The organism is Dactylosporangium sp. CA-139066, assembly GCF_050936175.1.
Lineage (GTDB): Bacteria > Actinomycetota > Actinomycetes > Mycobacteriales > Micromonosporaceae > Dactylosporangium.
This window is the reverse complement of the sequence record NZ_JBNJNH010000002.1, coordinates 846,527-871,730: the sequence shown is the minus strand read 5'-3', so window position 1 is coordinate 871,730 and position 25,204 is coordinate 846,527. Positions and strand designations below refer to the sequence as shown.

Annotated in this window: 24 protein-coding genes and 2 tRNA genes; 14 read left to right on the top strand and 12 right to left on the bottom strand. The window is 73.6% G+C overall.

Going from position 1 to position 25,204, the window contains the following annotated elements; all coding sequences use genetic code 11:
- Positions 1-134 precede the first annotated feature (134 nt).
- Positions 135-359 (bottom strand): hypothetical protein, encoded by a 225-nt coding sequence (locus ACQEVU_RS48745; protein WP_433336953.1) that lies wholly within the window; start codon positions 357-359, stop codon positions 135-137.
- A 91-nt stretch (positions 360-450) separates the two neighbouring features.
- Between ACQEVU_RS48745 and ACQEVU_RS48740 the strand changes: the two genes are divergently transcribed.
- The gene (locus tag ACQEVU_RS48740) at positions 451-663 is read left to right on the top strand and encodes a hypothetical protein (protein WP_433336951.1); all 213 of its coding nucleotides are present in this window, start codon (positions 451-453) and stop codon (positions 661-663) included.
- A gap of 56 nt (positions 664-719) precedes the next feature.
- Here ACQEVU_RS48740 and ACQEVU_RS48735 read toward each other — a convergent pair whose 3' ends face one another.
- The 5 genes from ACQEVU_RS48735 to ACQEVU_RS48715 form a co-directional block, all read right to left on the bottom strand.
- Positions 720-1,760 carry a fatty acid desaturase family protein gene (locus tag ACQEVU_RS48735; RefSeq protein ID WP_433336949.1) on the bottom strand — a complete coding sequence of 347 codons (1,041 nt, stop codon included), beginning with the start codon at positions 1,758-1,760 and terminating at the stop codon, positions 720-722.
- Positions 1,761-1,912: 152 nt separating this feature from the next.
- Positions 1,913-2,116, bottom strand: coding sequence for a cold-shock protein (locus ACQEVU_RS48730; protein WP_433336947.1), 204 nt, complete (start codon positions 2,114-2,116; stop codon positions 1,913-1,915).
- 282 nt (positions 2,117-2,398) lie between these two features.
- A complete protein-coding gene (locus ACQEVU_RS48725; RefSeq protein WP_433336945.1) occupies positions 2,399-2,671 on the bottom strand; it encodes an adhesin in 273 nt (90 codons plus the stop codon).
- 252 nt (positions 2,672-2,923) lie between these two features.
- A tRNA-Arg gene (locus tag ACQEVU_RS48720) sits at positions 2,924-2,996 on the bottom strand.
- Between the two features lie 35 nt (positions 2,997-3,031).
- Positions 3,032-3,122: transfer RNA gene (locus tag ACQEVU_RS48715), tRNA-Ser, on the bottom strand.
- Between the two features lie 458 nt (positions 3,123-3,580).
- On the opposite strand from ACQEVU_RS48715, the gene ACQEVU_RS48710 reads away from it, so the two are divergent.
- On the top strand, positions 3,581-4,666 hold the full coding sequence (locus tag ACQEVU_RS48710; RefSeq protein WP_433336943.1) for an EcsC family protein: 1,086 nt from the start codon (positions 3,581-3,583) through the stop codon (positions 4,664-4,666).
- Positions 4,667-4,745: 79 nt separating this feature from the next.
- Positions 4,746-6,074: a mannosyltransferase family protein gene (locus ACQEVU_RS48705; protein WP_433336941.1), complete on the top strand. Its 1,329-nt coding sequence runs from the start codon at positions 4,746-4,748 to the stop codon at positions 6,072-6,074.
- A gap of 4 nt (positions 6,075-6,078) precedes the next feature.
- On the opposite strand, the gene ACQEVU_RS48700 is transcribed toward ACQEVU_RS48705, so the two are convergent.
- Entirely contained in the window at positions 6,079-10,335 is a 4,257-nt protein-coding gene (locus tag ACQEVU_RS48700; RefSeq protein WP_433336939.1) for an MBG domain-containing protein, read from the bottom strand.
- A gap of 219 nt (positions 10,336-10,554) precedes the next feature.
- Between ACQEVU_RS48700 and ACQEVU_RS48695 the strand changes: the two genes are divergently transcribed.
- Both ACQEVU_RS48695 and ACQEVU_RS48690 read left to right on the top strand, forming a co-directional pair.
- A complete protein-coding gene (locus ACQEVU_RS48695; protein WP_433336937.1) occupies positions 10,555-11,364 on the top strand; it encodes an MEDS domain-containing protein in 810 nt (269 codons plus the stop codon).
- On the top strand, positions 11,364-12,320 hold the full coding sequence (locus ACQEVU_RS48690; RefSeq protein ID WP_433336934.1) for an anti-sigma factor RsbA family regulatory protein: 957 nt from the start codon (positions 11,364-11,366) through the stop codon (positions 12,318-12,320). Before ACQEVU_RS48695 ends, ACQEVU_RS48690 begins: the two co-directional genes overlap by 1 nt.
- Here the strand turns inward: ACQEVU_RS48690 and ACQEVU_RS48685 are convergent.
- Entirely contained in the window at positions 12,281-12,910 is a 630-nt protein-coding gene (locus ACQEVU_RS48685) for a hypothetical protein (RefSeq protein ID WP_433336932.1), read from the bottom strand. The genes ACQEVU_RS48690 and ACQEVU_RS48685 overlap by 40 nt on opposite strands.
- A 175-nt stretch (positions 12,911-13,085) precedes the next feature.
- On the opposite strand from ACQEVU_RS48685, the gene ACQEVU_RS48680 reads away from it, so the two are divergent.
- The 7 genes from ACQEVU_RS48680 (at position 13,086) to ACQEVU_RS48650 (ending at position 19,612) form a co-directional block, all read left to right on the top strand.
- The gene (locus ACQEVU_RS48680) at positions 13,086-14,288 is read left to right on the top strand and encodes a sensor histidine kinase (protein WP_433336930.1); all 1,203 of its coding nucleotides are present in this window, start codon (positions 13,086-13,088) and stop codon (positions 14,286-14,288) included.
- Positions 14,285-14,944, top strand: a complete 660-nt coding sequence (locus ACQEVU_RS48675) for a response regulator (protein WP_433339707.1) — start codon at positions 14,285-14,287, stop codon at positions 14,942-14,944. The genes ACQEVU_RS48680 and ACQEVU_RS48675 overlap by 4 nt, the downstream gene beginning before the upstream one ends.
- A gap of 93 nt (positions 14,945-15,037) precedes the next feature.
- Positions 15,038-15,502, top strand: coding sequence for a hypothetical protein (locus ACQEVU_RS48670; protein WP_433336928.1), 465 nt, complete (start codon positions 15,038-15,040; stop codon positions 15,500-15,502).
- Positions 15,503-15,519: 17 nt separating this feature from the next.
- On the top strand, positions 15,520-17,289 hold the full coding sequence (locus ACQEVU_RS48665) for a hypothetical protein (RefSeq protein WP_433336926.1): 1,770 nt from the start codon (positions 15,520-15,522) through the stop codon (positions 17,287-17,289).
- Entirely contained in the window at positions 17,286-17,492 is a 207-nt protein-coding gene (locus ACQEVU_RS48660; RefSeq protein ID WP_433336924.1) for a hypothetical protein, read from the top strand. Before ACQEVU_RS48665 ends, ACQEVU_RS48660 begins: the two co-directional genes overlap by 4 nt.
- A gap of 1 nt (position 17,493) precedes the next feature.
- Positions 17,494-18,027, top strand: coding sequence for a hypothetical protein (locus tag ACQEVU_RS48655; RefSeq protein WP_433336922.1), 534 nt, complete (start codon positions 17,494-17,496; stop codon positions 18,025-18,027).
- A 22-nt stretch (positions 18,028-18,049) separates the two neighbouring features.
- The gene (locus ACQEVU_RS48650; protein ID WP_433336920.1) at positions 18,050-19,612 is read left to right on the top strand and encodes an AAA family ATPase; all 1,563 of its coding nucleotides are present in this window, start codon (positions 18,050-18,052) and stop codon (positions 19,610-19,612) included.
- 3 nt (positions 19,613-19,615) lie between these two features.
- Here the strand turns inward: ACQEVU_RS48650 and ACQEVU_RS48645 are convergent, their stop codons facing one another.
- Both ACQEVU_RS48645 and ACQEVU_RS48640 read right to left on the bottom strand, forming a co-directional pair.
- Positions 19,616-20,254 (bottom strand): hypothetical protein, encoded by a 639-nt coding sequence (locus ACQEVU_RS48645; RefSeq protein ID WP_433336918.1) that lies wholly within the window; start codon positions 20,252-20,254, stop codon positions 19,616-19,618.
- A gap of 25 nt (positions 20,255-20,279) precedes the next feature.
- Positions 20,280-22,193 (bottom strand): Hsp70 family protein, encoded by a 1,914-nt coding sequence (locus ACQEVU_RS48640; protein WP_433336916.1) that lies wholly within the window; start codon positions 22,191-22,193, stop codon positions 20,280-20,282.
- 102 nt (positions 22,194-22,295) lie between these two features.
- On the opposite strand from ACQEVU_RS48640, the gene ACQEVU_RS48635 reads away from it, so the two are divergent.
- Positions 22,296-22,466 (top strand): RICIN domain-containing protein, encoded by a 171-nt coding sequence (locus ACQEVU_RS48635; protein ID WP_433336914.1) that lies wholly within the window; start codon positions 22,296-22,298, stop codon positions 22,464-22,466.
- Between the two features lie 6 nt (positions 22,467-22,472).
- Here ACQEVU_RS48635 and ACQEVU_RS48630 read toward each other — a convergent pair whose 3' ends face one another.
- A complete protein-coding gene (locus ACQEVU_RS48630; protein WP_433336912.1) occupies positions 22,473-23,537 on the bottom strand; it encodes an ImmA/IrrE family metallo-endopeptidase in 1,065 nt (354 codons plus the stop codon).
- The gene (locus tag ACQEVU_RS48625) at positions 23,534-24,217 is read right to left on the bottom strand and encodes a hypothetical protein (protein WP_433336910.1); all 684 of its coding nucleotides are present in this window, start codon (positions 24,215-24,217) and stop codon (positions 23,534-23,536) included. Before ACQEVU_RS48625 ends, ACQEVU_RS48630 begins: the two co-directional genes overlap by 4 nt.
- 106 nt (positions 24,218-24,323) lie before the next feature.
- Between ACQEVU_RS48625 and ACQEVU_RS48620 the strand changes: the two genes are divergently transcribed.
- Positions 24,324-25,184 carry a PhzF family phenazine biosynthesis protein gene (locus ACQEVU_RS48620; protein ID WP_433336908.1) on the top strand — a complete coding sequence of 287 codons (861 nt, stop codon included), beginning with the start codon at positions 24,324-24,326 and terminating at the stop codon, positions 25,182-25,184.
- The last annotated feature ends 20 nt before the right edge of the window (positions 25,185-25,204 follow it).

Genomic DNA, 25,204 nt, shown 5'->3' with positions numbered 1-25,204 from the left:
TCACCAACCCGGCCGGCGGCTACGTGTCGCTGCGGGCGCGGGCGACCGACGCCGCCGGCAACGCGGTCACGCAGACGATCATCCGGGCCTACCGGGTGGGCTGAGTTCCGGCGTGGCGGCCCGACTACGTACAGCTACAGGACCGCGCCGCGAGGTGCGAGCTCCAGGGCCGCCACGCCGCGCCCGTACAGGGCGACGACCCGGTTGCCGTGGCGGACGCGGATCACGCCGGAGTCGTCGGCGAGGGCGGTGATCGCGTGCTTGGCCACCTCACCGGCGTCGGGAGTGTCGGTCTCCTCGTACGCGACGTCCAGACTGTCGCCGGTGATCAGCCGAACTCGCAGCACAATCTCGGCCATGACAGCCAGCCTACGACTTCCGTATGCCATTGCCAGATTTTCCAAGATCGTCAACGTTCCGTAGTCGCACCTGGTGCTATACGGTCTGAGGGTGAGAATCGAACGTCATTGGTGGAACGGCGATCGCACCGTGCGTGGGCGTCGCGACGTGTACATCCGCACCGATGGCGAGTCGTGGGAGGTCGAGGCTCGAGCCGGCGGCGGCCGGTCGAAGATCTACCAGTGCCCGGGCCGGCAGTCGGCGGAGATCCTCGCCGGGGCCTGGATGGACGGGCAGCGCCGGTGGCAGGTCGTAACGCCCTGACCGGCCGGCGCCGCGGCTCTGCGAGCCCGGACGGCCGCCGGTCAGGACGACCGGTCTCAGGCGCCGGCTGGGCGCGGAGCGCGCCCGACCGCGTGCAGGTGGCGCAACGCCTGGGCGTATGAGGCCAGCAGGCTGGTCTGGCAGTACGCCAGTTCGTGCGCGCCGCAGAACTGCCTGACCACGGCCTGGGCTCGGCGCAGGTTCGGGCGCGGCATGCTCGGGAACAGATGGTGCTCGATCTGGTAGTTCAGGCCGCCGAGCATGAAGTCGGTGAGCCAGTGCCCGTGCACGTTACGTGACGTGATCACCTGCCGGCGCAGGTAGTCGGTGCGGTCGTCGGGGTCGAGCATCGCCATGCCCTTGTGGTTCGGGGCGAAGGAGCAGCCGAGGTACAGCCCGAACAGCCCCTGGTGGATCACGATGAAGACCACGGCCGGCAGCGGCGACAGGATCAGGAACACGGCGGTCAGATAGCCCACGACGTGGATCGCGAACAGGGCGATCTCCCAGCCGCGGCGCCGGGTCGTGCGCCGGGCCAGGGCGCGCAGGCTCGCCACGTGCAGGCTGAGCGCCTCCAGCAGCAGGAGGGGGAAGAAGAGGTACGCCTGGTAGCGGTAGACGGCCGCAGCGGTCCGGCCCCGGCCGCGAGCCTGGGCGGCCGTGAACGCCAGCGCGCCGATCTCGATGTCGGGGTCCTTGCCCTCCTCGTTGGGATGGGCGTGGTGCCGGTTGTGCTTGTCGAGCCACCAGCCGTAGCTGAGGCCGATGGCCAGATTGGCGTGCAGGACACCCACGATGTAGTTCGCCCGGCTCGAGCTGAACACCTGCCGGTGTCCGGCGTCGTGGCCGAGGAAGCCGAGCTGGGTGAAGACGAACGCCAGGAAGGCGGCGGTCGCCAGCTGCCACCAGGAGTCACCGATCGCGACGAAGGCGGCCCAGCCGCCCAGGAACAGCGCCGCGGTGACGGCCATCTTCCACCGGTAATAGCGGGGCCGCCGGTCGAGCAGACCGGCGGCCTTGACGAGGCGGAGCAGTTGCGCGTACTGGCTGCCGTGCCCGGACCGGACGGTGGCCAGCGCTGGCTGGGGTGGTGACAAGGGTTCGACTCCTGGCTGCACGCATGCATCGACGGGGGGAGCCTCGCGGGGCCGCGAGGTGTTCGGAGCGTGGGTAGCCGTGGGCCTCCGCAAGCCCGGCCGGTCGGTCCTCGACCGGGCCGGCCGGGCGCCGCTCAGTGCGACAGAACGGCTCAGATGACGCGGATGTTGGCCGCCTGCGGCCCCTTCTGGCCCTGGGTGATTTCGAACTCCACCCGCTGGTTCTCCTCAAGGCTGCGGAAGCCGCCCGCCGAGATCGCCGAGTAGTGGGCGAACACATCGGCGCCACCGCCATCCGGGGTGATGAAGCCGAAGCCCTTCTCCGCGTTGAACCACTTCACAGTACCGACGGTCATGTCCTGCTCCTTCGCAAGGCAATGGAGGCCACACGGTGTGGTCTCCCGCGTCGCCGCTTTGATGACCCTGCTCCGGAAAAACCCGGTAATACTGACAGCGCCCGCAGGTGTGATACCCCACGGGCGCCGCAACGTATATGGAAATCAAGACTGCAACAAGCCAACCGTAGCACCGGTGGGCTTCGGCAGGAGCGGCCCGGCATGCCATGTCATCTGCGCGGTTACAACACGGCACGGGGACCCGTGCGGCACCGGACGCGCCGCACGGGTCCAGCCGGACGGCTAGGTGACGGTGAACTCGATCTGCCCCTCGTTGTCGGCGTCTGCGTCCAGGGTCTTGTCGTTGAGCACCTCGGCGGCCGTCTGATCCAGGAACAGCCGGGCGCCGGAGGCCTCCACTACCGCGTCGCCCTGCGCCGGGCTGGGCGCCAGGCTCAGGCGCAGCGACCCGCGGGTTTCGTCCGCGGCGATGCGCAGACCGCCGCCCTCCGGCGCACCGGGCTGGGCGGCAAGGCTCTGGATGGCGATCACTGCGTTGTCGGTCAGCAAAACCATGACGAAGTTGCTCCTCCAGATTTGGCAGCAACGGGAGACGAGGCGCCGCGGCTGTGCAGCAAGCCCGCCGCGCCGGGGCCGCAGATGTGATGGCGACCCGCCCTACCAGCCCAGACTTGCTCGGATTGCCGGACGTGTCAAACGCAGCGGGAGTGATCTGAGGCGGCCGCCACCGCCCGGCCATGGGGCCTCCCCCGGGAACGATGAAGGCCGTGGCCAGCGTTTCCGCTGATCACGGCCTTCATCGTGCTGCGCGCCCGAAGGGACTCGAACCCCTAACCTTCTGATCCGTAGTCAGATGCTCTATCCGTTGAGCTACGGGCGCTCGGTGCTCGCCTAGTGTACACACCAGGTTTTGCGCGGAGGCTCCGGGATTCGAACCCGGGATGGGCTTTAAGACCCAAACCGCATTAGCAGTGCGGCGCCATAGACCGAACTAGGCGAAGCCTCCAGCCGTCCCCGTCACCGGGGACTGCCGTACGAGGATACAGGCCGCGCGCGCCGCCCGGCAAAGCGGGTACGCCCTCCGGGGGCTGGCCTGCGGCGTCGTCGGTGGGGGCGCACAACGGGTGCTCCGGGCGGCTGGCCATTACGCTCGTGCAGATGGGAGAGGACGCGACTCCGGCGGGGCGTCGGAAAGAGACGGAAACCACAAAGCCGGATTCGGTACCGCCAAAGGGACCCAAACGGCCCCCGGCCCTCGGCGACACGGCACTTCGGTTCGAGCCGCCGCCGCACGAGGCGCCCGCGGACGAGGTGAGCGCGCCGCCACCGCCACGGCCGCGCACGCCGACCACGCCGTTTGCGCCAGCGCAGCCCACCGTTGCGTCGACGCCCTTTCGGGCCGGCGCGCCCGAGCAGCGCCCGGCCCCGTCTGAGCAGCCCCCGGCTCAGCCCGCGCCTCGCGCAGTGAGCCCGGAGGCCACGCCCGAGGTTCCGGCCGCTCCCGCGAAGAAGGCTGCTCCCACGAAGAAGGCTGATCCCGCCAAGAAGGCAGCGCCCGCCAAGAAGGCAGCGGCCAAGAAGGTCACCAACGCGGCGCCGGTCGAGCCGGCACCCACGCCGACGCCCGAGCCCGCCGTTGAGGCAGCGGCCAAGAAAGCTACGGCCAAGAAGGCCGCGCCCGCGAAGAAGGCCGTGCCCGCGAAGAAGGCCGTGCCCGCGAAGAAGGCTGCTCCCGTCAAGAAGGCGGCTCCCGTCAAGAAGGCGGCCGGAAAGGCTGCGCCCGCGAAAGCGGATCCTGTGAACAAGGTCACAGGCGACGCACAGGCCCTCGAAGAGCCCGAAGTGACCGTGGCGCACGACGCTCCCGTGGTCGAGGCCGTCGCCGCGGCGGTCGCGCCGGTGGATGAGACGGGCGAGGCGCCGCATGGCGTTGAGGTCGTGAGCTTTCGGCCCGGCGACCTCAATCCGGCCTACCTGCCCGAGATCCTCGCGCTCGCGGCCGTCGATCGGCTGGGGGCGGCGGCGCGGCGGCGCATCTCGTGGTACCGGATCAATTATCCGGACGCTGGAAGCGACGCCGTGTCGCGGGCGGTGACCCGCGAGTTCGTGCGGCGGGCGCGGGCCCAGGGGTTCGCGGCGGGGCTGGCCGGGACGGCCGGGCTCCTCGTCGAGACGGCCGGGACCGGCTGGCTGCAGGCCAAGCTGGTGCTGCACCTGGCGGCCGCGTACGGGCACGACCCCGAGGACCGGCGCCGGGCCGCCGAGCTGCTCGTGCTGCAGCGCGTGCACGGCACCGTCGAGACGGCCGAGGCGGCGGTCCGGGCGGCCGAGCACGCCGGCGCCGCGCGGCGGGCCAACCCGCGGATCGGGGCGTCGCGCATGACGGCGCCGCTGGTCCGCGTGGTCGGGGCGGGCATCGCGCGGGCCGCCGCCGCTCGCCTCGCTCGGCGCATCGTGCCGGGCGCCGGGGCGATCGTAGGGGCGATCAGCGCGGCGCGCAGCACCGAGCAGCTGGCCGCCCGGGCGGTGCGTTACTACCGGCGGGGCTGAGCGGCAACCGGTCGGACGGTTCTCACACGCGTCCGCTCCACCAGGCGATGTGAACTGGGCGTATGTATAGTTTCCGCCTGTGTCGCTACCCCCTGGCGCAAGCAGTTCTGAGTCCGTTGATGCATCCGACGAGGGACGGCTGACGACGACCGAGACCGTCGGCCAGCAGCGCGAACCGGCGACGGAGCCGGCCGGCGGGGGTCGCGCTACATCGGCGGACGCGGATGTCGCCGAGGCGCGGTGGCGCGTCTGGCGCCGGCCCGGGTCGGCGCCGTGGCTGCGCTCGGCGAAGATCGCCGCGGTGATCTGCGTCGCCGCGATGATCGCGTACGCGGTCGCCACCGTGTTCGTGTGGCGGATCACCGAGCCGGGGGCGCGCCTGCCGAGCGTCGGCGGGCTGCTGCAGACCTGGTACCGGTTCGACGCCGTCTACTACGTGCGCATCGCGAAGTACGGGTATGCGTTCAACCCGTGGGCGCCGGCGTTCTACCCGCTGTACCCCTTCCTGATCAAGATCGCCGATCCCCTGATCCCCGGTCAGGGCCTGGTCGCCGGCATGCTGATCAGCGCGTTCTTCGCCTTCGTCACGCTCACGATGCTGCACCGCTTCGTCGACGAGGAGTTCGGCGACAAGGTCGCCGGCCGCACGGCGTTCTACCTGGCCGCGTTCCCGACCGGGTACTTCCTGTTCGCCGCGTACAACGAGTCGCTGTACATCGCGCTGGCGATCATCTCGCTGTACGCCGCCCGGAAAGGCAACTTCTGGATCGCCGGCGCGGCGGCGATGCTGGCCGGCTCGACGAGGCTCTTCGGCCTGCTGCTGGCCGCCCCGCTGGCCTACGAGTACCTGCGCCAACGGGGCTGGAGCCTGCGCAAGATCCGCTGGGACGCGCTGAGCTTCCTGTACATCCCGGCCGGCGTCGTAGCGTTCTCGATCTGGTGCGCGGTCAAGCTGGGCGACTGGCTGGCCTTCGCGCACGCCCAGGACCACTGGAAGCGCAGCTACGGCTGGCCGGGCGAGCCCATCTGGAAGACGCTGCACGAGCTCACGACCGGCCCGATCCTCGCGGACTGGCGCCTGCTCGGCATCTTCGAGGCCACGTGCACGATCGGCGCGATCGTGCTGCTGGTGCTGGCGTTCCGCGGCCGCTGGGGCTTCCGCCCCGACCAGCGCTTCCTGCTGGTGTACGCCGCCGTGCCGATGCTGCTGTTCATCTGCACGATGGCCGGCTGGCCCCACTATCTGATGTCCGCGCCGCGGATCGTCCTGGAGTGGTTCCCGCTGTTCATCGTGCTCGGCATGATGGGCTCGAGCCGCTCCTTCGAGCGGATCTACCTGTTCGTCGCCCTGATGACGCAGGCCCTGATGCTGGCCCCGGTGCTCATGGACTACCAGTTCGTGGCCTAGCAACCTACGCGAAGACACCCAGGGCGGCCGCGATGCCGATCGCCATCACGGCGCCGCCGGCCAGCTCGCGCGGCCAGCTCTGGGACTTCGTCTCGCCCTCCCGGCCGAACAGCTCGATGAGGGAGAAGACCAGGCCCGGCAGCGTGAGCAGGACGAAGCCGTTCACGATGCGCGACTGCGGGTCCTTGATCAGGTGGGCCAGGGCGAGGCTGGCCAGCGTGCCGACCAGCATCATGAACACCGTCTTCACCAGCCGCTTCGGCAGGACGCGGAAGAGCTTCGGCTGGTTGGGGAAGACGTCCTCGTACACGCTCAGGACCTGCGGTACCACGAACAGCACCACGCCGGCCCACAGCTGCCACGGTGCGCCCAGGAAGGCGACCGACACGAGGACGAACAGCACCGTGCGCAGGCCGATCGCGGACAGGCGCTGGACCTTGCCCGGCTTCGGGAGCTTCTCCGGGCGGACCTCGCCCAGCCGCTGCGGGTAGGCCCAGGAGGCCAGGGTCTCCAGCGCGATCCGGGCGGCGATCGCCGTCAGGGCGGCCAGCGCGATGTGGTTGGCCGAGGCGGCGATCGGCAGCTTGTGCCCGGCCAGGCCGGACAGCGCGCCGACGCCCTTCTGGACCGCCCATCCGCCGGTGAGCGACGCGATCAGCACGTCGCCGCCGCGGGTCCACCAGTCCAGCGCGCGCTCCGGCGGCGGGCGGCGGAACGGGCGGACGACGCCGGCCAGCAGGGCGATCGCGAACCACATCGCGCAGACGCCGAGCAGCAGGCGCAGGGTGTCGGCCGAGTGGACGCCGCCGGTGGCCGCCACCACGGCGGCGAAGACCGCGGCGGCCGCGAGGCCGGCGAAGGCGTCCATGATGCCGAGCACGACCAGGGCCAGCATCAGGGCGGCCGGGGGCAGCGGCGCGCCGTGCGAGCGGACGGCCGCGACCGCGCCGAGGACCGCGCCGGCGGCCGGCATCGCCCACCAGGCGGCGCCGAGCATCGAGCGCACGTACGAGCCGTCGCTGAGGATCCGGGCCAGCAGCGGGGAGAACGGGGCGACCCGCTGCGGGAGGTCCATGCTCAGCCGGTCCAGCCGGGCCGTTGGGAGCAGCCGCCAGGTGGCCGAGCGGTCGCCGGGGCCGCCGCCCTCCCAGCGCTCCTTGAAGTACTTGGCCGAGCCGGAGCTGATCTTGCCGGCCTTGCGGCGGTTCCCGCCCTTGGCGGCCGCGGCGCCGCCCGCGCTCGCCGTGACGGCCAGCAGCGTGAAGCCGGCGACGCCGGTGTTCATGACCGCGGCGGCGTGCTCGGCCGGGACGTACGCGGGCAGCCGGTCCAGCGGGTCCGAGCCCACCACGGGGGCGGCCGCCGGTGCGGCGGGGGAAGACGGGGTGACGGTCGGGGCCGGTGACGCCGACGGGGACGCGACCGGCGCATCGACCAGCACCAGGCCGACGCTCAGCGAGCGCTGCCGCCCGTCCGCGGTGAGGCCGTTGACCTGCAGGGTGTGCTCGCCGACCGGCAGCGCGGCCGGCACCGGCAGCGACGCCTCGACCGCGCCGTTCGCGTCGGCCGTCACGTGGCCGACGAGCACCGGGTCGGAGAACAGCCACACGTCGGTCTGGGCGTTCGCCGCGAACCCGGTCATCGAGACGAGCACCCGGCGCTTGCGGTCCAGCACCAGCCGGCCCTCGGCGTCCAGGGGCTGGCGCGTGCGGTCCGCGCCGATGGCGGCGACCGAGGCGGTGAAGCCGTTGCCGGTGAAGGTGAGGCCGCCCGTCGCGGCCGGGGCGCGCGTGACGTTGTCGGGCCGGCCGCCGACCGTGGACAGGGCCCGGTCCGGGGCGAGCTCCGGGCGCGTCCCGGTCGACGGGTCCGCCACCGGTACGGCGACGGCGGGAGCCGGCGGCTTCAGCGTCATGCGCGCGACCACCGGCGCCGCGACCCAGTCGGGGTTGTCGAGCGCGGCGACGATGCGGTACGTCCCGGGGTCCTTCGGCGCCGTCCCGGAGCCGTTGTAGGTGACCGCGACGCCCTCGAGCCCGGACGGCGCGGTGGTGACCGCGGCCGCGTGCGCCGCGCCGTCGGCGACCAGCGACGCCGCGCTCACCTGCAGCGTCGCGGTGCCGCGGGCGACGGTGGTCGTCGCGCTCGCCGGTGGCGCCGGCAGGTACGAGTCGTCGCCCGGCTGGGCGGCGGTGACGGTGCAGGTGCCGGCGTGCGCCGGGGCCAGCGCGGTGCCGCGCAGCTCGCAGCCGCCGGTCGCGGCCGCCGTCACCGGCAGGCCGGCGCTGGACGTCGCGGTGACGGTGCCGGCGGTGCCGCCGACGGTGAGGCGCTCGGGCGCGCCGAGCGTCAGCGTCTGCACGGCCCGGGCCACGTCGACGGTGCGCGCGAGGTCGGGCGCGGCGAGCCGGTTGGCGTCGCCGTCCTGGTGCGCGGTCACGGTGCAGCCGCCGCCGCGGCGGAACGCGAGCGCGCCGTCGCGCAGCTCGCAGGCGCCCGTCGCGGTGAAGCGGACCGGCAGCGCGGACGACGCGCTCGCCGAGAGCGGGCGGGGCGCGTCGCCGAACGTCGCGGTGGCCAGGTCGGCGAAGTCGATGTGCTGCGGCGCCTTGGCGATGGTCAGGGTCGCCTCGAGGGTGCCCTTGTAGTTCGGGCCGTCGACGGTCGCCACCACCGTGTAGGTGCCGGCGGCGGCCGGCGCGGCCTCGGATCCGTCATAGGTGATGCGGACGGCGCCGGCGCCCGCCGGGTCGACGGCCGCGGTGACGGCGCGGGAGCTCCCGCTGTACACCTGCGAAAGCCCGCTCAGCGTGATCGTCGCGGCGCCCTTGCCGACGGCGAAGGAGCGGGCGACGGGCGCGGCGGCGGCGTGGTTGGCGTCGCCGGCCTGGCTCGCGGTGACGGTGCACTGGCCGGCGCCGGTGATGGTCAGGGTGGTGCCGACGTTCGAGCAGGTGCCGGCCGCGGCGTACGTCACCGGCAGGCCGGCGTCGGTGGACGCGGCGAGGGTGATCGGCTTCGCGCCGAAGGTCCGGGCGGGCAGCTCGGGGAACGTGATGGTCTGCGGCGCCCGGGCCACGACGAGCGTGCCGGACGCGGTGCCGGCGTGCGTCGCCGAGGAGTACGCGGCCTGCACCGCGTAGCTGCCGGCGGCGCTCGGCGGCACCGCCGAGCCGTCGTAGGTGACCGTCATCGTGCCGTTGCCCGGGTCGGGGTCGGCGGCCGCGGTGACCGTGCGGGCGGTGCCGTCGTACGTCTGGTTGAGCCCGGCCAGCGACACGGAGACCGGGGCCTGGGTCACCGCGAACGCGCGCGTCACCGGGGTCGCCGCGGTGTAGGTGCCGTCGCCGGCCTGGGTTGCGGTCAGGGTGCAGGTGCCGACCGCGGTGACCGTGACCGTCGAGCCGGACGCGGTGCACGCGCCGGAGGCGGCCACCGACACCGGCAGTCCGGACGTGGCGGTCGGGGCGACCGTGAACGGCGCTGTGCCGTACGCGACGTCGGCGAGCGCGGGGAAGTCGATGGTCTGGGCGCCGGGCGGGGCCGGCTGGCCGCCGCGCACCTGGTACACGTACCGCCCGCCCGAGTTGTGGACGAGCCCGGTCGAGGGGTTGGCGTCGACGAGCGCGCCCGCCACGCCGGAGCCCGGGTAGACGTAGGTCGAGTCCGCCGTACCGCTGGAGTAGCCGACCGTCAGGCCGCCCGACGGCTCGTACGCCAGCCGGTCGTAGTTCATGACGATGTCGAAGTTGCCGGCGCCGGTGTCCGAGCGGTCGACCAGCAGCAGCTGGGAGCTGTTGAGCCGGTCCGAACCGTTGTTGAAGTAGCCGACGTCGACCCAGTTCACGCAGTACGCGGGGCGGCCGGCATAGGTGATCGGGCCCCACGACACCGGCGACGCGGCCGGCGCGCGGGTGTCGACGTCGTAGAACGCGACGGCGACGATCGGGCTGCCGAACGCGGCGAGGTCGAGGCCGGAGTAGCCGGAGTACGCGCGCCCGAACGTGACGTCGCCGTTGTTGTTGACGAACATCCCGCTGTACGTCGTGCCGAAGAAGTTGACCGGGAACCCGAGCGGGACCTCGTCCGACGACCCGTCGTCGGAGCGGCCGAGGGCGCTCGTGAGGCACCCGCCGTCGGTCACCACCGCGTTCGGGCCGGCCGCCGCGGCCGGCTCGACGCCGACCAGGAGGAACGCCCCCTGCACGGCGAGGGCGAGCAGGGCCAGGATCCGGTAGGCGCGGCGGCGGTAGTCGGTCACGGGCGCTATATCGGCGCGCCGTCCGGTCAGTTGATCTCTTCTGGGGTTATATCGATATCTGGCGATGGGAAGCTGGTTGCCGCGGCGCCGACCGGCCCGGCGAGCGCGGGCGGGGCCGATCGCCCTGCTTCGCTCCGTATGCGCCGTCACACCGTCCGTGACGACGCCGACCGGGTCGCGTGAAACGCCCTTCGCCGGTGTCGTGGCTATGCTGCGAAGGTGAGCGCCCCGGCATCGGCGAAGCATCTCTGCTGGTCGTACGACGACCGGCATGAGTTCGAGGCCCGCGCCCGGGACTTTCTCGGCGCGGGCCTCGCCGCCGGTGAGCAGGTCTGGTATGCCACGGCCGGCGGCCCGGGCGGGCTGACCGGCTGGCTCGAGGAGGAGGGGCGGGCGCGCCCCGGCGCGGTGCGGTTCGTGCCGCTCGAGGCCGCATACCGCAGCGGCGCGCTCGTCGACCCGCCGGCCCAGGTCGCCGAGTATGTCGCGGCCACCGCCGCCGCCGTCGCGGACGGCCACGCCGGGCTGCGGGTCGTCGTCGACGTCACGCCGCTCGTGCGCACCCCGGCCCAGTTCAACGCGTTCGCCCGCTACGAGGCGCTCGTCGACCGGCACATCACGGCGGCGCCGATGCGGGCCGTCTGCGCCCTCGACCGTGGCGCCCTCGGCGACCGCGCGGTGGCCGAGTTGGCCTGCCTGCACCCGGCGACCAACGTCGACGGCGCCCGCTTCTCCCTGCGGGCCGGCCCGCCGGGTGGCCCCGCGGCCACCCTCGCGGGGGATCTTGACATCACCGCCGACGAGCTCCTGCCGGCCGCTCTGGCCCATGTGCTGCCCAGACCGGTCGACGGGCGTATCGTGATCGACGCGCGCGACCTGCGCTTTGTCGACCACCGCGCCCTGCTGCACCTGCAGCGCTACGCGGAGGACTCGGCCGCCGTCGCCGTCCTGCACACGTCGCTGAGCACGGTCGGCCGGCTGCTCGATTGCTTGGGGGCGGCGCGGGTGCGGGTCGAGGGGAAGGGTTGATGAGGACGGGCGCCGCGGCCGGCCACACCGGGTACTACCACGAGGCGATCTGCTACGACACCGACGAGCACCTGCTCGCGGTGGTCGTGCCGTTTCTGCTCGGCGGGGTCGAGGCCGGGGAACCGACCTTCGTCGGCTTCGGCGAGCGCAACGCCGCGCTGGTGCGTGCCGCCCTGCCGGCTGGCACCCCGGTGACCTTCCTCACCGGCGGCGAGGTCTACGCCCGCCCGGCCAGCGCCATCCGCTCCTACCGCAGCCTGCTGGCCGAGCAGGTCGCGGCCGGCGCCGGGCAGATCCGCATCGTCGGCGAGCTGCCCCGGGAGGTGCTCGGCGCCACCTGGGACTGGTGGGCGCGGTACGAGTCGGCGATCAACCACGCCTACGACGAGTTCCCGTTGTGGAGCATGTGCGCGTACGACGAGCGCGTCACCCCGCCGAACGTCCTCGCCGAGGTGGCTCGCACGCACCCGCGCACCGCGCGGCCGCACGGCCGGCACGAGCTCAACCCGCAGTACGCCCCGCCGGAGCAGTTCCTGCTGGAGAACCGGCCGCCCGTGCCCGACCCGATCATGCTCGACGCGCCCGTCGCCGAGCTGCTCGACCCGTCGCCGGTGCAGGCCCGCGACGCCGTGCGCGCCGCCAAGGACGGCCGGGTGCCCGAGCTCGAGGTCGAGAACCTCGTCCTGGCGGTGAGCGAGGTCGTCGCCAACGCCCGCGTCTACGGACGGCCGGTGGCCCGGATGCGGCTGTGGACCGGCGCCGATCGCATGGTCGTCACCGTGACCGACGCCGGGCCCGGGCCGAAGGAGCCGTTCGCCGGCCTGCTGCCGGTGGTCAGCCTCGCCTCGGCCGGGCTCGGGCTGTGGATCGCCCACCAGGTGTGCGCCCACGTGAACATGCACCGCGCGCCCGACGGCTACACCGTCCGGCTCACCGCCGGCACGCCCCCGGTCTGATCCACCGCCGGGCGCTCGCGGACCGCGAAGGCGCCGATCGCGAGCAGCGTGCCGAAGAAGAGGCTGTCGGGCAGCAGGAACCAGGCGCCGGGCAGGCCGAGGGCGCCGATCACGCTCGACAGGATCACGGCCACGCCGATCCACCACGGCAGCGTCTTCGCGCGCAGGATGGCGATGCCGAGGCAGATCGAGCCGACGACGAGCGCCAGCAGCGCGATGCCCTCGAACACCGCGAAGCCGGTCGGCTCCTCGGCCGGCAGGCCGCCGTGGTCGACCAGGTAGGGCTTCACGAAGGCCTCGGTCGTGCCCTCGCCCAGGTTCAGCATGACCAGGGCGGCGAAGATGCCGATGTACCCCACGATGTGCAGTTTCGGCGCCCGCCCGGCGAACGCCAGGATCACCGGCAGCCCCATCGCGACGATGACGTCGCCGATCAGCGCGACGGACTCGAACAGCGGCCACTGCTTGTAGTGGTACACCTCCTCGCCGCTGCCCGGCGCGAGCAGGTTGGCGGCGACGTAGCCGGCCATGGCGACGATCGCGCCGGCGATGAGCGCCCATCCGCCGAGGCGCTTCAGGTTCACGGTCATGATCTCTCCTCCAGGTCGCCGCCCGCGGCGGCACCACCTCAGCGTCGGGGCGGCGGGCCCCCGCGGCGTCGTGCGTTGGTCGGCGCCGGGTCATGCTCCGGTCGCGAGTTGTGAGGCCGGAAATGCGACCTCCGGATGACGCCCGGCCGGCCCGGCCGTCGGTAACTTGCCGGGTGTGAAGGAGTCGGACACGCGCGCGTGGCTGCGGCGGCGGCCGGCGGGGCTGCTGCCCGACGTGCTGTTCGGGCTCGCGGTCGCCGGTTTCGCCCAGATCGATCTCGTGTACGGGCTGGACAACTCGACGCCGTACGGCCCCCGGCCGGCCGTGGTCGCCGTCACCCTGGCGGCCACCCTGGTGCTGGCGCTGCGGCGGGTGGCGCCGCTGTTCACCGCCGCGGTCGTCGGGGTCGCGATCGGCGCCCCGATGCTCGTCACCCCGCTGACCGTCACAATCTGGGGCGACTTCCTGCCGATCCTGGTCGCCGGCTACTCGGTGGCCCGGCACAGCGAGCGGGCCCGTGCGGCCGTCGGCGCGGGGGCGATCCTGGCCGGCCTGGTCGTGGTGTTCCTGCGCAACCCCGAGTCCGGGACCGTCGGCAATCTCCCGTTCGTGGCGGTACCCCTGGCGGCCTGCTTCATCGCCGGACGGGTGCTGCGCGCCCGGGCCCGCAGCCAGTCCGACGACCGCGACCGTGCCCGGCGGCTCGAGGCCGAGCGCGAGGACGCGATCCACGCCGCGCTGGCCGAGGAGCGCGCCCGCATCGCGCGCGAGCTGCACGACATCGTGGCCCACTGCGTCAGCGTCATGGTGGTGCAGGCCGGCGCCGCCGAGGACCTGCTCGACCGCGACCCGATGCGCGCCCGGGCGCCGCTGCGGTCGGTGCAGGAGACCGGGCAGCAGGCCGTCGCCGAGCTCGGGCGGATGCTCGGGCTGCTGCGCGGCGAGCGGGGCCGGCTCGCGCTCAAGCCGCAGCCGGGCACCGCGGACCTGGCGGAGCTGGTCGAGCACATGGCCGGGATCGGGCTGCCGGTCGAGCTCGCCGTCGAGGGACCGGAGCGGCCGCTGCCGCCGGGAGTGGACCTGACGGTGTACCGCATCGTGCAGGAGTCGCTGACCAACGCCCTCAAGCACGCGGCCCCGACCACCGCGCGCGTCGTGCTGCGCTACGACGAGCAGTCGGTCGCGGTGAGCGTCCGCGACACCGGCCGGGCCGGCGCGACGGGCGGCCGGGGCGCCGGGGCACAGCGGGTCGGGCACGGGCTCATCGGCATGCGGGAACGGGTCGGCCTCTACGGCGGCACGCTCGACACGGCGGCCGCGCCCGGCGCCGGCTTCACCGTGACCGCATGCCTGCCCCTCCAGGCGGCCCAGCGATGATCCGCGTGCTGCTCGTCGACGACCAGGCGCTCGTGCGCGGCGGGTTCCGCTCCATTCTCGACGGCCAGGACGACATCGAGGTCGTCGGCGAGGCGGCCGACGGGCACGAGGCCGTGGACCGGGCGCTCGCGCTGCGGCCCGACGTGATCCTCATGGACATCCGCATGCCGCGCATGGACGGCATCGAGGCGGCGCGGCGGCTGCTGTCCGGCGGGCGCTGCCCGGCCCGCGTGCTCATCCTGACGACGTTCGACGAGGACGAGTACGTGTACCAGGCGCTGCGGGCCGGGGCGAGCGGCTTCCTGCTCAAGAGCGCGCCGCCGCGCGAGCTGGCCGGCGCCGTGCGCACGGTCGCGGCGGGCGAGGCGCTGCTGGCCCCGGAGATCACGCGGCGCATGATCGAGGAGTACGTGCGCCGCCCGCGCCCGGACGCCGGCCGCCGCGCGGGGCTGGAGACGCTGACCCGCCGCGAGCTCGAGGTGCTCGGGCTCATCGCGCGGGGGCGCTCCAACGCCGAGATCGCCGGGGAGCTGTACCTCAGCGAGCCGACGGTGAAGACCCACGTCACGCGCGTGCTCATGAAGCTGGGCCTGCGCGACCGCGTGCAGGCCGTCGTCTTCGCCTACGAGAACGGCCTCGTCCAGCCCGGCCAGTGAGTACTCCTTCGGGGTCGGTCGAACGGCTCGGCCCCGCTCCCTTCGCCTACCGGTCCGTCAGAGGAATGCGTCCGGTAAGCGAAGGGGAGGTCCATGGACTTCAGGCAACGACGGCGGGTGGTCCTGGGCGACAGCGCGCTGCAGCCGCCGCTGCAGGCGAGCCCGGCGGTGACCCGTGCCCGCTCCGCCACCGGCTCGGCGGCCCAGCTGCGCCGGCCCCGGCACGCAGGCTTCCTGCGGGCCATGCATCAGCTGGACGCCGCCGTCGACCCCGCGCAGCGGGCCCAGCTCGCGGAGTGGCTCAGCGATGCCTACGTCGAAGAGGTGGGGGACCTACCGCTGGGGTGTCTCGCCCAGTGCTATCTCGGCCCGCCGTACGTCGACCATCGCCTCGATCTCGGCCGCGCGATCGTCGAGCACTACGCGCCGACCGACCCGGTGCCCGACCCGTTCGCCCAGGCCCGGATGCTCGTGCGCACCGGCGCCTATGCCTACGTCGAGATCTACATGAGCGGCACGATCGTGCCGGTGCGCAACGACGGTTCCGTGGTCGCCTAACCCAAGGGATACCCGAAATGTCCGAAGTGGATTTCCACCTGCGCAACCAGGTTCAACAGGTGCAGAGATTGATCGTGAACCTGGACCAGAACCTGGCCGCGGTCTCGACGCAGGTCGCACTCGTCGGCCAGGAGCAGCAGGAGGCCCGCAACGAGCTGGCCGGCCTGCGCGCCGACTTCCTCGCGTTCGTCCGGCAGCACGAGCTCACCGCCAACATCCAGCTCGCCGAGACCCGCATCGGGGTGCTGCAGGACCAGTTGGAGCACGAGTTCGGCCGCCACAACGTGGTCCGGCACACCGCCGTCGGCATGCTCCAGGCCTTCGACGTCGGCCTGGTCTCGGAGGAGACCATCCGCAGCGTGGGCGAGCAGCTCATGCTGCAGACGCCGCGGTACTGGCTGGCCCCCGTCCTCGTCGCGCTGGCCGCGTGGTCGGCCGACGACCCGTCGCTGTGCGACCGGGCCGTCACGGAGGCGTACCGCCGCTCGCCCGGCCACACGGCGCTGTTCATGGCGCTGGTCCTGCGCCGGCAGAACCGTCTCGAGAGCGCCGCGCGCTGGCTGCGGCACTACCTCGCCGCCCAGGATCCCAACGCGCTCGGGCGCAACTTCGCGGTCATCCTCGAGGCGATCGCCCAGGGCGCGTTCGGGCCCGGCGGCGTCGCGATCGTCGGGGAGTTCCTCGGCCGCTGGCGCGAGCAGCTGCTGGTCGACGAGGCCAAGCAGGACGCCCAGGTGAACCGCTGGCGGCACGAGGTCGACGCGCACGTCGCGCCGCCGGCCGCGGTGCCGCGCTTCCCGCGCCTGGCCGCCGTCAGCCCGCAGTGGCCGGCGATGGAACGGATCCTGGCCGCCGCGGAGTCGCATCAGGCCTTCATCGACCACTACCGGGCGCTGTTCGCCGAGGAGATCGTGCCGGCCGACCGCATCGAGGACGCCATCGACGACATCCTCGACCGCCTCGTCGCCGAGTACGACGATGAGGAGCTGCCGCTGCGCCGCGACCTGGCGCTCAACCAGGCGATCGTCCGCAACGACGGCGACCTTGAGCGGTCCCGGCGGGCCGTCGCCGTCGACGCGGCCGCGCTGGAGACGACCATGGACTTCCTTGAGGTCCAGACCCAGTCCGCGCTGACCCCCGACGCGATCGGCGTGTCCCGCTCGACGCAGCGGCTCGCCATCGCCTCCTGCGCCGACTGGATCTCCCGCGCCCACGGGCAGTTCTGCCGCGACTACCGCGGCGCGCTGCCGCCGGACGTCACGGCGGTCTTTGCCGGCGACTACAACGTCGCCGCGAAGGGCTTCAAGCTGCCGCCGTGGACGGGCTCGTTCCAGCGCCCGCTCGCCGAGCTCGAGGGCTCGCTGGCCGCGCACTGGGACCAGCACAGCCGCGCGTTCATCGCCGGCTTCACCTTCGACTGGGGCAAGAAGATCATCGCGCCGATCATCGTCACCGTCCTGGCGCTCGTCGTGCTCACCGCCTGCATCGGCTGGGTCGGCCTGATCCTCGCGCTGCTCGTCGGCGGTGTCTGGTTTGTCCGGCTGCATCAGCAGTCGCAGCAGGTCGAGCTCCAGCGGCAGGAGGTCGTCGCGTTCGTCGAGCGGGCCAAGCACGACGCGATCCTGCAGCTGCGCGGATCCAGCGCCGAGCTGACCGACTGGATGAGCCGCTACCAGGCCGCCGACCGGCTGGAGCCGCAGGTGATGGCACTGATCGCCGACCTCGGCCGGGCGACCCAGGCGTCCACCCCCTACTCGCGCCGAACCGTCACCGGAGGAGTCCAGTGAGCCAGTCCCGACGAGTACCGCGGATTCCGCAGCAGCCCGCGCCCGAACCGGCCCCGGAGGCGCCGCCGTCACCCTGGGCCCGGCAGGCCGCCGCGCAGCAGCCCCGGGCGACCAAGCGGGAACGCAAGTTGGTCGACGGCCTCCCCGACTGGGAGCCGCTGCCGCCCGGCGAGATCCTCGTCCGCCGGCACCGGCAGCCCTGACGTGTGGGGCGACGGCGGCCCGTACGCGCGGTGGGCCGCGTTCTTGGAGCAATGGTCGGCGGGCGCGCCCGCCGACCCGGCCGACCTGCCCGCGCTCGCCCCCGCCGACCTGCCACCCGACGGGTGGGAGCGGCTCGGCAACCGGCTCAGCGGCGCCGTCTCGCAGCGCCTGCAGGACTGGGCCCGCGCGCTGAGCGCCGGCCTGAGCGGCGCCCGCGACGAGTTCAGCGTGGCCCGCGCCCTCGTCCAGGCGCGGGGCGGCCTGCACCCCGTGCGCTCGCTGGCCGCCCACCCCGCGCTGCCGGAGGACCTGCGCCGGCGCTTGGCCGAGATCGTCGACACCTCGATCGCCTCGGCCCAGGACCAGCTCGAGCGGCAGGTCGACGGGCTGCGGCGCGGCGGCGCACCGAAGTCCGTGGTCGACGCCCGGCTGCGCACCATCCGCGACAACCCCCTGACCGCCGCCGCGCCGGCGGCCCGGCCCGACGCCTGGCTCGGCGCGACCGCCGGGCGGCGCCGGGTCGTGCGGCCCTGACCCTCACGAAGGAGCCCCGACCGTGTCCAACTTCGCGGAGTCGCGCGCCGACCTCGACAGCTACATCGCCGCCCGGGTCCCGCTCATCAGCATCCGTACCATCGAACAGGACCGGGCGCTGCGCCTGGTCCGGGAGATGGCGGCGAGCCCGCGGCGCGGCAACCTGCCGTTCTGGATCTACACCCGCGCGACCGGGCTGCGCGATCTGCGCACCAATCAGCCGACCTCCGACGACCGGTCGTGGCCCGGGGCGATGGACTTCGCCGCCCAGCAGTTCAGCAACCGGGCGCAGGCCACCGTGGTCTTCGTCGACCCGGACGACCTCTCCGACGACAACTCGGCCAGCCGGCACGTGGCCGAGCTGGCCCGGCTGGCCGACGCCAACTCCGGCAGCATCATCCTGATCACCGACACGCCGCTGTGGAGCGGGCTGCAGCGCCTCGGCATGAGCATCGCGCTGAGCCTGCCGGACGCGGCCGAGATGTACGACGTGATCCATGCCTTCCTCGGCGACCACCACGGCGTCGTACCGATCGAGTGGACCGAGCAGGACGCCCGCCGGGCCGCCGAGTTCCTGGTCGGGGTGCCGGAGGGCACCGCCATCAACGTGCTGGCCACCATCGTCACCAAGGGCTCGGTCCAGCGCGAGGACGTCGAGCACCTGGCGCGGTTCAAGGACAAGCACTTCGGAGACCTGGCCGGGCTCGAGCGGGTCGGGATCGGCCCGGACATCCAGCAGGTCGGCGGCATGACGAGCCTGCGGGCGTGGCTGGCGCGCAAGCACCAGCTCATGGTCTCCGACCTGCGCGGCACGCGGCTGCGCCCGCCCCGCGGTGTGCTCCTCGTCGGTGTGCCCGGCTGTGGCAAGTCCCTGTCCGCCAAGGCGATCGCGGGGCAGTGGCGGCTGCCGCTGTACCGGCTGGATCTGGCGGCAATGCTCGGGCAGTACGTCGGGCAGTCCGAGAGCCGCCTGCGCGAGGCCCTCGACGCGGCCGACCGGATCGCGCCCTGCGTGCTGTGGATCGACGAGATCGAGAAGGGCCTCGCCGGGCAGAACGACAGCACCGGGGTCGGCCGGCGGCTCGTCGGGCAGTTCCTGTACTGGCTGCAGGAGTCCCGCTCGCGGGTCTTCGTCGTGGCCACGTCCAACGACGTGCGCTCCCTGCCGCCCGAGCTGCTGCGCAAGGGGCGATTCGACGAGCTGTTCTTCGTCGACCTGCCCGACGCCGACGACCGGCAGGAGATCATCCAGCTGTACTACCAGCGGTACGTGCAACACGAGATCCCGGCCGAGCTGCTCGACAAGCTCGTGGCGCTCTCCGACGGCTTCGCCGGATCCGACATCGAGTCGGCGCTGCACGACGTCGGCGCGGAACTGCACCTCAACGGCGGCGCCGAGCTGCGGCCGGAGTTCGTCATCGACGCGTTTGCCAACACGTTTCCGCTCAGCCGGACCAACCCGGAGCAGATCGACGAGATTCGCGCGTGGGGTCGCGAGCGGGCGGTCCCGGCCGGCCGCGCGCCGGCGTCGACGCTGAGCGGCCCCCAGCACTCCGGCCGCCGCGTGGTCGTGCTGACCGACTGAGCCTCACCGGATCACGCCGACCAGTACCAGCACCGTCCACACGACGAGCGCGCCGGCCAGCGCGTATCCGGCCTGGCTCAGGAGCCGGGCGACCAGGAACCGCAGCGGCCGGCGCGCCGTCACGACCTTCAGCAGCGGACCGCTGGGGGTGCCGAGCAGCGCCACCTGGCGGGCCACCGCGCGCCCGTCCCGTCGCCGGCGCCCCTGCAGCCGCACGATGTCGCCCGCGGTCACGTCGCCGCCCCGCGTCCGCCCGTACAGGATCCAGTCCTCCTCGACATCGTCGAACGTCTTCAGCCGCAGCTTCCGGACCTCCAGGTCTCCCGGGCCCGGCATGAGTGCCGGCGGGCGGCGTCCGCCGCGGGTGGCGACGACGCGCCGGAACATGCGGCGCGCGCCGACGAAGGCGGCCACCACGAGCAGCGGCCCGATGGCGGCGGCGATGCTCCGGTCACCGTGCAGCAGGACGACCACGGTGGTGACGATCCCCGCCGGCGCCGTCATGAGCAGCAGCACCCGCAGCCCGAGGAGCGCGTGCCGTTCGGTGGTCGGCGTCACGCCGGTCAGGACGCCGGTCTGCTCGATGGAGCGGGCGTCACGCGGCTTGACGGGCGGCGGCGGTACGCGCGGCGGCATCTTCACGCCAGGTTCTGACGGACGGGAGCGGTCAGAGCGTCGGGTAGGCGAGCCGCACGAAGTCGATCAGGTCGACGGCCACCCCGGCGATGAGCAGCCCGGCCGCCACCTTGCGCAGCACGTTGGGTGAGCGGGTGGCCAGACCGGTCGCGGCGCCCAGGCCGACGACGGCGGTGGCGCCGAGCAGGGCCGGCACGCCGTACAAGTCCGGCCGGGCGACGCCGCCGATCATCGCCAGCAGGCCGAGGGTGAAGACGGCGGCCGTGGCGAGCGTGCCGAGCCAGTCGGCCGCCCCGAACAGCGAGCCGGTCTCCTTCGTACGCCCGGCCAGCAGCCGGACCGCGAGCAGGGCCGTCAGCAGCCCGAGGAGCGCACTCTCGACCCATAACGCCTCGAACGAGTACACCGCCAGGCCGATCACGAGCAGCGCGATCAGCGTGAACACCACGAGCATGAGCACGCTGAGGGCGATCCGGCCCGCTGTGCGCCGGGCGGCCGACCGCGTCCCGAAGACGGAGGCGAACCACGCGACGCCGGCCGGGAAGAGGGCGATGGTGGTCCACTCGTGGAACATCCAGTTCCCGAGGAACACGTTCTTGAAGAAGAACGGGTCGAGGAACAGCAGGGCGAACGCGACGGCCCCGGCGATCGCCGCCAACGCGATCTTGATCGGCGACCGCGGCGGGGGCGGCCCCTGCGGTACGGGCGGCGCGGACGGAGCCGGGAACGGTGCCATGGGCGGCGCCGACACGGGCATTGGCGCCGGCGGGGCCGCGTAGGGCGACATGGGCGCGACCGGGAAGGCCGAGACCGGCGCGGCCGCGAAGGCCGGTGCCATCGGCGGAACCGGTTGTGGCGGCACCGGCACGGGCGCCGGCGGGTGCAGGACCTGGACGCTGCCCTGGGCGACCACGATCTCCGGCTGCTCGATCGCCGTCGGCGCCACGCCCAGCGCCCGGTGCAGCAGCGTCGCCACGAGCGGCACCCGGCTGGAGCCGCCGACGAGGAACACCGCGGCCGGCGGGGCGCCCGCCGTCACGTTGCGGGTCAGGGCCACCGTGCGGTCGAGGATCGGCCGGGCCAGCCGCTCGAGCTGCTCGCGCCCGATCGGGGTGTCGTCCTCGATGAGGGGCAGGTGCACGTACGTCGTGGTGGCCCGCGACAGCACCTCCTTGGCGTTGCGCACGTCGTCCCAGAGCAGCCGGTTGGCCCGCCGGTCGCCGGCGTTGTCGGGCTGCTCCAGCCGCTGGATCTCGGCGGGGTGGCTGCGGCTGTACGCGGCGGAGATGTAGCCGACCAGCGCCGCGTCGACGTCCAGGCCGCCCGCGTCCGGCAGCCCCTCGCTGGCCACGGTCTCCCAGCCGTACGGGGTGCGCCGGACCACGGAGGCGTCGAACGTGCCGCCGCCGAAGTCGTACACCACGACGTTCGCGCCGACGGGCAGGCGCAGGTCGAGGGCGTTGACGAAGTACGTGGCCGCGGCGACCGGCTCGGGCACGAGCGCCGGCGTGCCCAGCCCAGCGGCCGCGGCGGCGTCGAGCAGCACCTGGCGCCGGACCGTCCCCCACGCCGCCGGGCAGGTCAGGACGGTCGCGGCCGGCGCGGCCCCCATCGTGCGCACCGCCTCGGCCCGCACCCGCCCGAGCACGGCCGCGATGACCTGCGCGACCGGGTAGGCGCGGTCGCCGAGCAGGATCTCCCCGTCGTCGATGCGCCGCTTCGGGTGCGGCTCGAACAGCTCGGGGTGCACGCGCGCGGCGTGCACGGCCTCGCGCCCGACGAACAGGCCGCCGTCCGGCGCCACGCAGACCGACGAGGGCAGCAGCGGAAACCCGTCGAAGAGCACCGCCCGCGCCGGTACGCCGGGCGCCTGCGCGACGGCCACCGTGTTGGACGTGCCGAAGTCGACGCCCAGGCGGTACCCGGGAAGATCCGCTGGCTGCACCAGCGGACCATACGCACGCCCGGACGCGGACCGCATCGACGCTATGGCCGGGTTCGCCTGGACGCCCCGCTCGCCTTCCGACCCGATCGGCTGGAGCCCGTCATGGCCCGTGTCGATCGTCCCGAGGCATTCCTGCCCCAGCGACGCCACCGAGAACTCCGTGCAAGCGGCATGGTCCTCGACGACCAGAACTGCGGCACCGCGAACGGCACGCGCGTGCAGATGTGGATGTGGCTCAACAACACCTGCCAGCTGTGGTCCATCGCCCCGTAGGGCGGCTCAGCCCGCCGCGATGACGGCGTGCAGCAGCTCCACGGGGAGGCCGGCCCGGGCGGCGAGTCCGTCCGGGCCGGTGCCCTGCGTGGCGAGCAGCCCGATGGCCCGGCTGACGGCGACCGGGGACTCCGGCGGCCCGAGGTCTCCGGGCTCCGGGTGTCCCCACTCGGCGAGCAGGCTCATGCCGCGCCGGTAGGTGTGGTCGCGGTAGACGCCGAGGGCGTGCCCGCGGTACACCAGCGCCTTCAGCGAAAGGCCCCACCGCCGCTTCAGCTCGTGCAGCCGCTCGAAGTCGAGCCGGGCCGGCAGCTCCTCGCGCAGCCGGTCGGGCGGGGCCAGGAAGGCCGACGCGAACGCGGTCGCCTGCCGCTCGAGCACCTGGCTGCCCGGCTCGGCGTCGTGGTGCAGCAGCAGGTGCGCGAGCTCGTGGGCGGCGTCCATCCGCGAGCGGGCCTTGTCGTGCTTGGCGGGGCTGGCGAAGACGAACGGCCGGTGGCCGTACCAGTGTGAGAACGCGTCGACCCGGTCGGAGACGTCGGGCAGCGTCAGCACGACCACGCCGTGCGCCTCGAGCAGCCGGATCACGTGCGGCACCGGCTCGCCGCCCAGCCCGAACGCGGCCCGCGCGGCCGTCGCCGCCGCCTCCACGTCGCCGCTCGTGGCCGGCTCGGGCAGCTCGAGCTGGGGCAGCCGCAGCTCGGGCAGGCGCACGAGGCGCTCGACGGCGTCGACCACCCGCCAGGCGATCTCACCGAACGCGAGCGCCTGGTCCCGCTCGGCCTGCGTGGTCGCGCGGAGGCTGCGGAAGTGCGCGTGCCCGGGCGTGGCCGGGGCCGGTACGGCGGCGGCGAAGAACTCCGGCGGCAGCCCCAGCGCGAGCGCGAGCCGCCCGAGCACGCCGGCCGGCGGGCGGGCCTGGCCCAGCTCGTACTGCCCGATCGTGGCCGCCGTGACCCCGGTCGCTGCGGCCAGCTGTTGCTTGGACATCCGCCGCCACCGCCGCGCGAGGGTCAGCGCATGACGTTGGAACGGGGCGACGGTCAGCGGGCGCCGGGGCGTCGGGCTCATGCAGGGATCGAGGCGCCCGGCCGGCCGATCAGCTGCAGGTCGAGCTCGGGGATCGGCAGCTCGTCGTGGCGCGGCGCGGTCCCGCCGGCCGTGCCCGTCCGCGCGGCGACCGCGGCCGCGCGGGCCGGCTCGCCGAACCAGAGCGCGACCGCGAACCAGGGCGAGCCGCCGTTGCGGTTGTCGCGGGGCAGGCCGATGTAGGCGACCGCCTCGCCGGTGTCGATGTTGCCGGTGTGGGCGATGCGGATGTGGCGTTTGCGCGGTACCAGACCCGCGAAGACGTCCGGGAACTGCTCCTCGTCGTCGAGGGCGAGCTGCCGGTCGGCGCTGTTCTCCACGGCGCCGCCGAGGCGGGCGTCGCTGCCCTCCCACCGGATCGACTCGACGCTGGTCTCCATGCCGCCCTGCAGCGAGTACAGCCGCAGGATGTAGCCGCCGGCCAGGATCTCCAGCGTGTTGTCCTCGATCCGCGCGTCGACGCCCGGCCGCCCGGCGAACCCCGCCGCGCCGAGGTTGGTGAGGTTGCGCCAGACCGTGGTGCCGAAGCTCATCGCGTCGTCGCCGAGCGCGGGCTCGTGCCGCTCGGCCGCGCGCCGGTACACCTGCCGGATCAGCTCCTCCAGCGGCCCGAGCACGCCGCGCGCATCGAGCGCCGCCGTCGCCTCCGTCAGCAGATCCACGCCCCCGAACCTATCAAGGGCCACGGGCGTTGTCCCGGAGGTCGGGCGCGCCGACTACCCGTTCGAGCAGTCGAGCGCCTCTCGCGATGCCGCCTAGCCTGGCCGCGTGTACGGGTATGTGATCGCCGACGTGTTCACCGACACCGCGCTCGAGGGCAACCCGCTCGCCGTGGTGCCGGACGCGGCCGGGCTGTCCGCCGCGCGGATGCAGCGCATCGCGCGCGAGATGAACCTGTCCGAGACCACGTTCGTCTTCCCGCCGGCGGCCGGCGGGGACGTGCGGGTGCGGATCTTCACGCCGGTCGGGGAGCTGCCGTTCGCCGGGCACCCGACGTTCGGCACGGCGGCGGTGCTGGCCGCGACCGGGCACCCGGGCGTGCGCGACGGCGGGCTGCGCATGGAGACCGGCATGGGGGTGGTGCCGTTCGAGTTCACCGGCGAGGCCGGCGGCGGGCGGGTGCGGGCCGCGCGGATGCTCCAGCCGATCCCGGTGTGGGAGCCCTACGACCGGGCGGCCGAGCTGCTGGACGCCCTCGGGGTGGCCTCGTCGACGCTTCCGATCGAGGTGTACCGCAACGGGCCCCGCCATGCGTTCATCGGCCTCGCCACCGTGGCCGAGCTGTCCGCCCTGCGGGTCGACCTGCGCGCCCTGGCCGGGCACGACGACCTGGCCGCGAACTGCTTCGCCCCGACCGCCGACCCGCTGGTGTGGCGGGCCCGCATGTTCTCGCCGGCGTACGGGGTGACGGAGGACGCCGGGACCGGCTCCGCGGCCGGCCCGCTCGCCCTGCATCTGGGTCGCCACGGCCGCATCCGGCCCGGCGCGACGATCACGGTCCGCCAGGGCGTCGAGATGGGCCGCCCGTCGACGATCCGTGCCACGGCCACGGTGGCGGACGGCGCGGTGCAGCGGGTGGAGATCTCCGGCACCGCGGTGGTCGTCGCCGACGGCCGCCTCTATGTCTGAGTCACGTTCGCGCGGCGGCC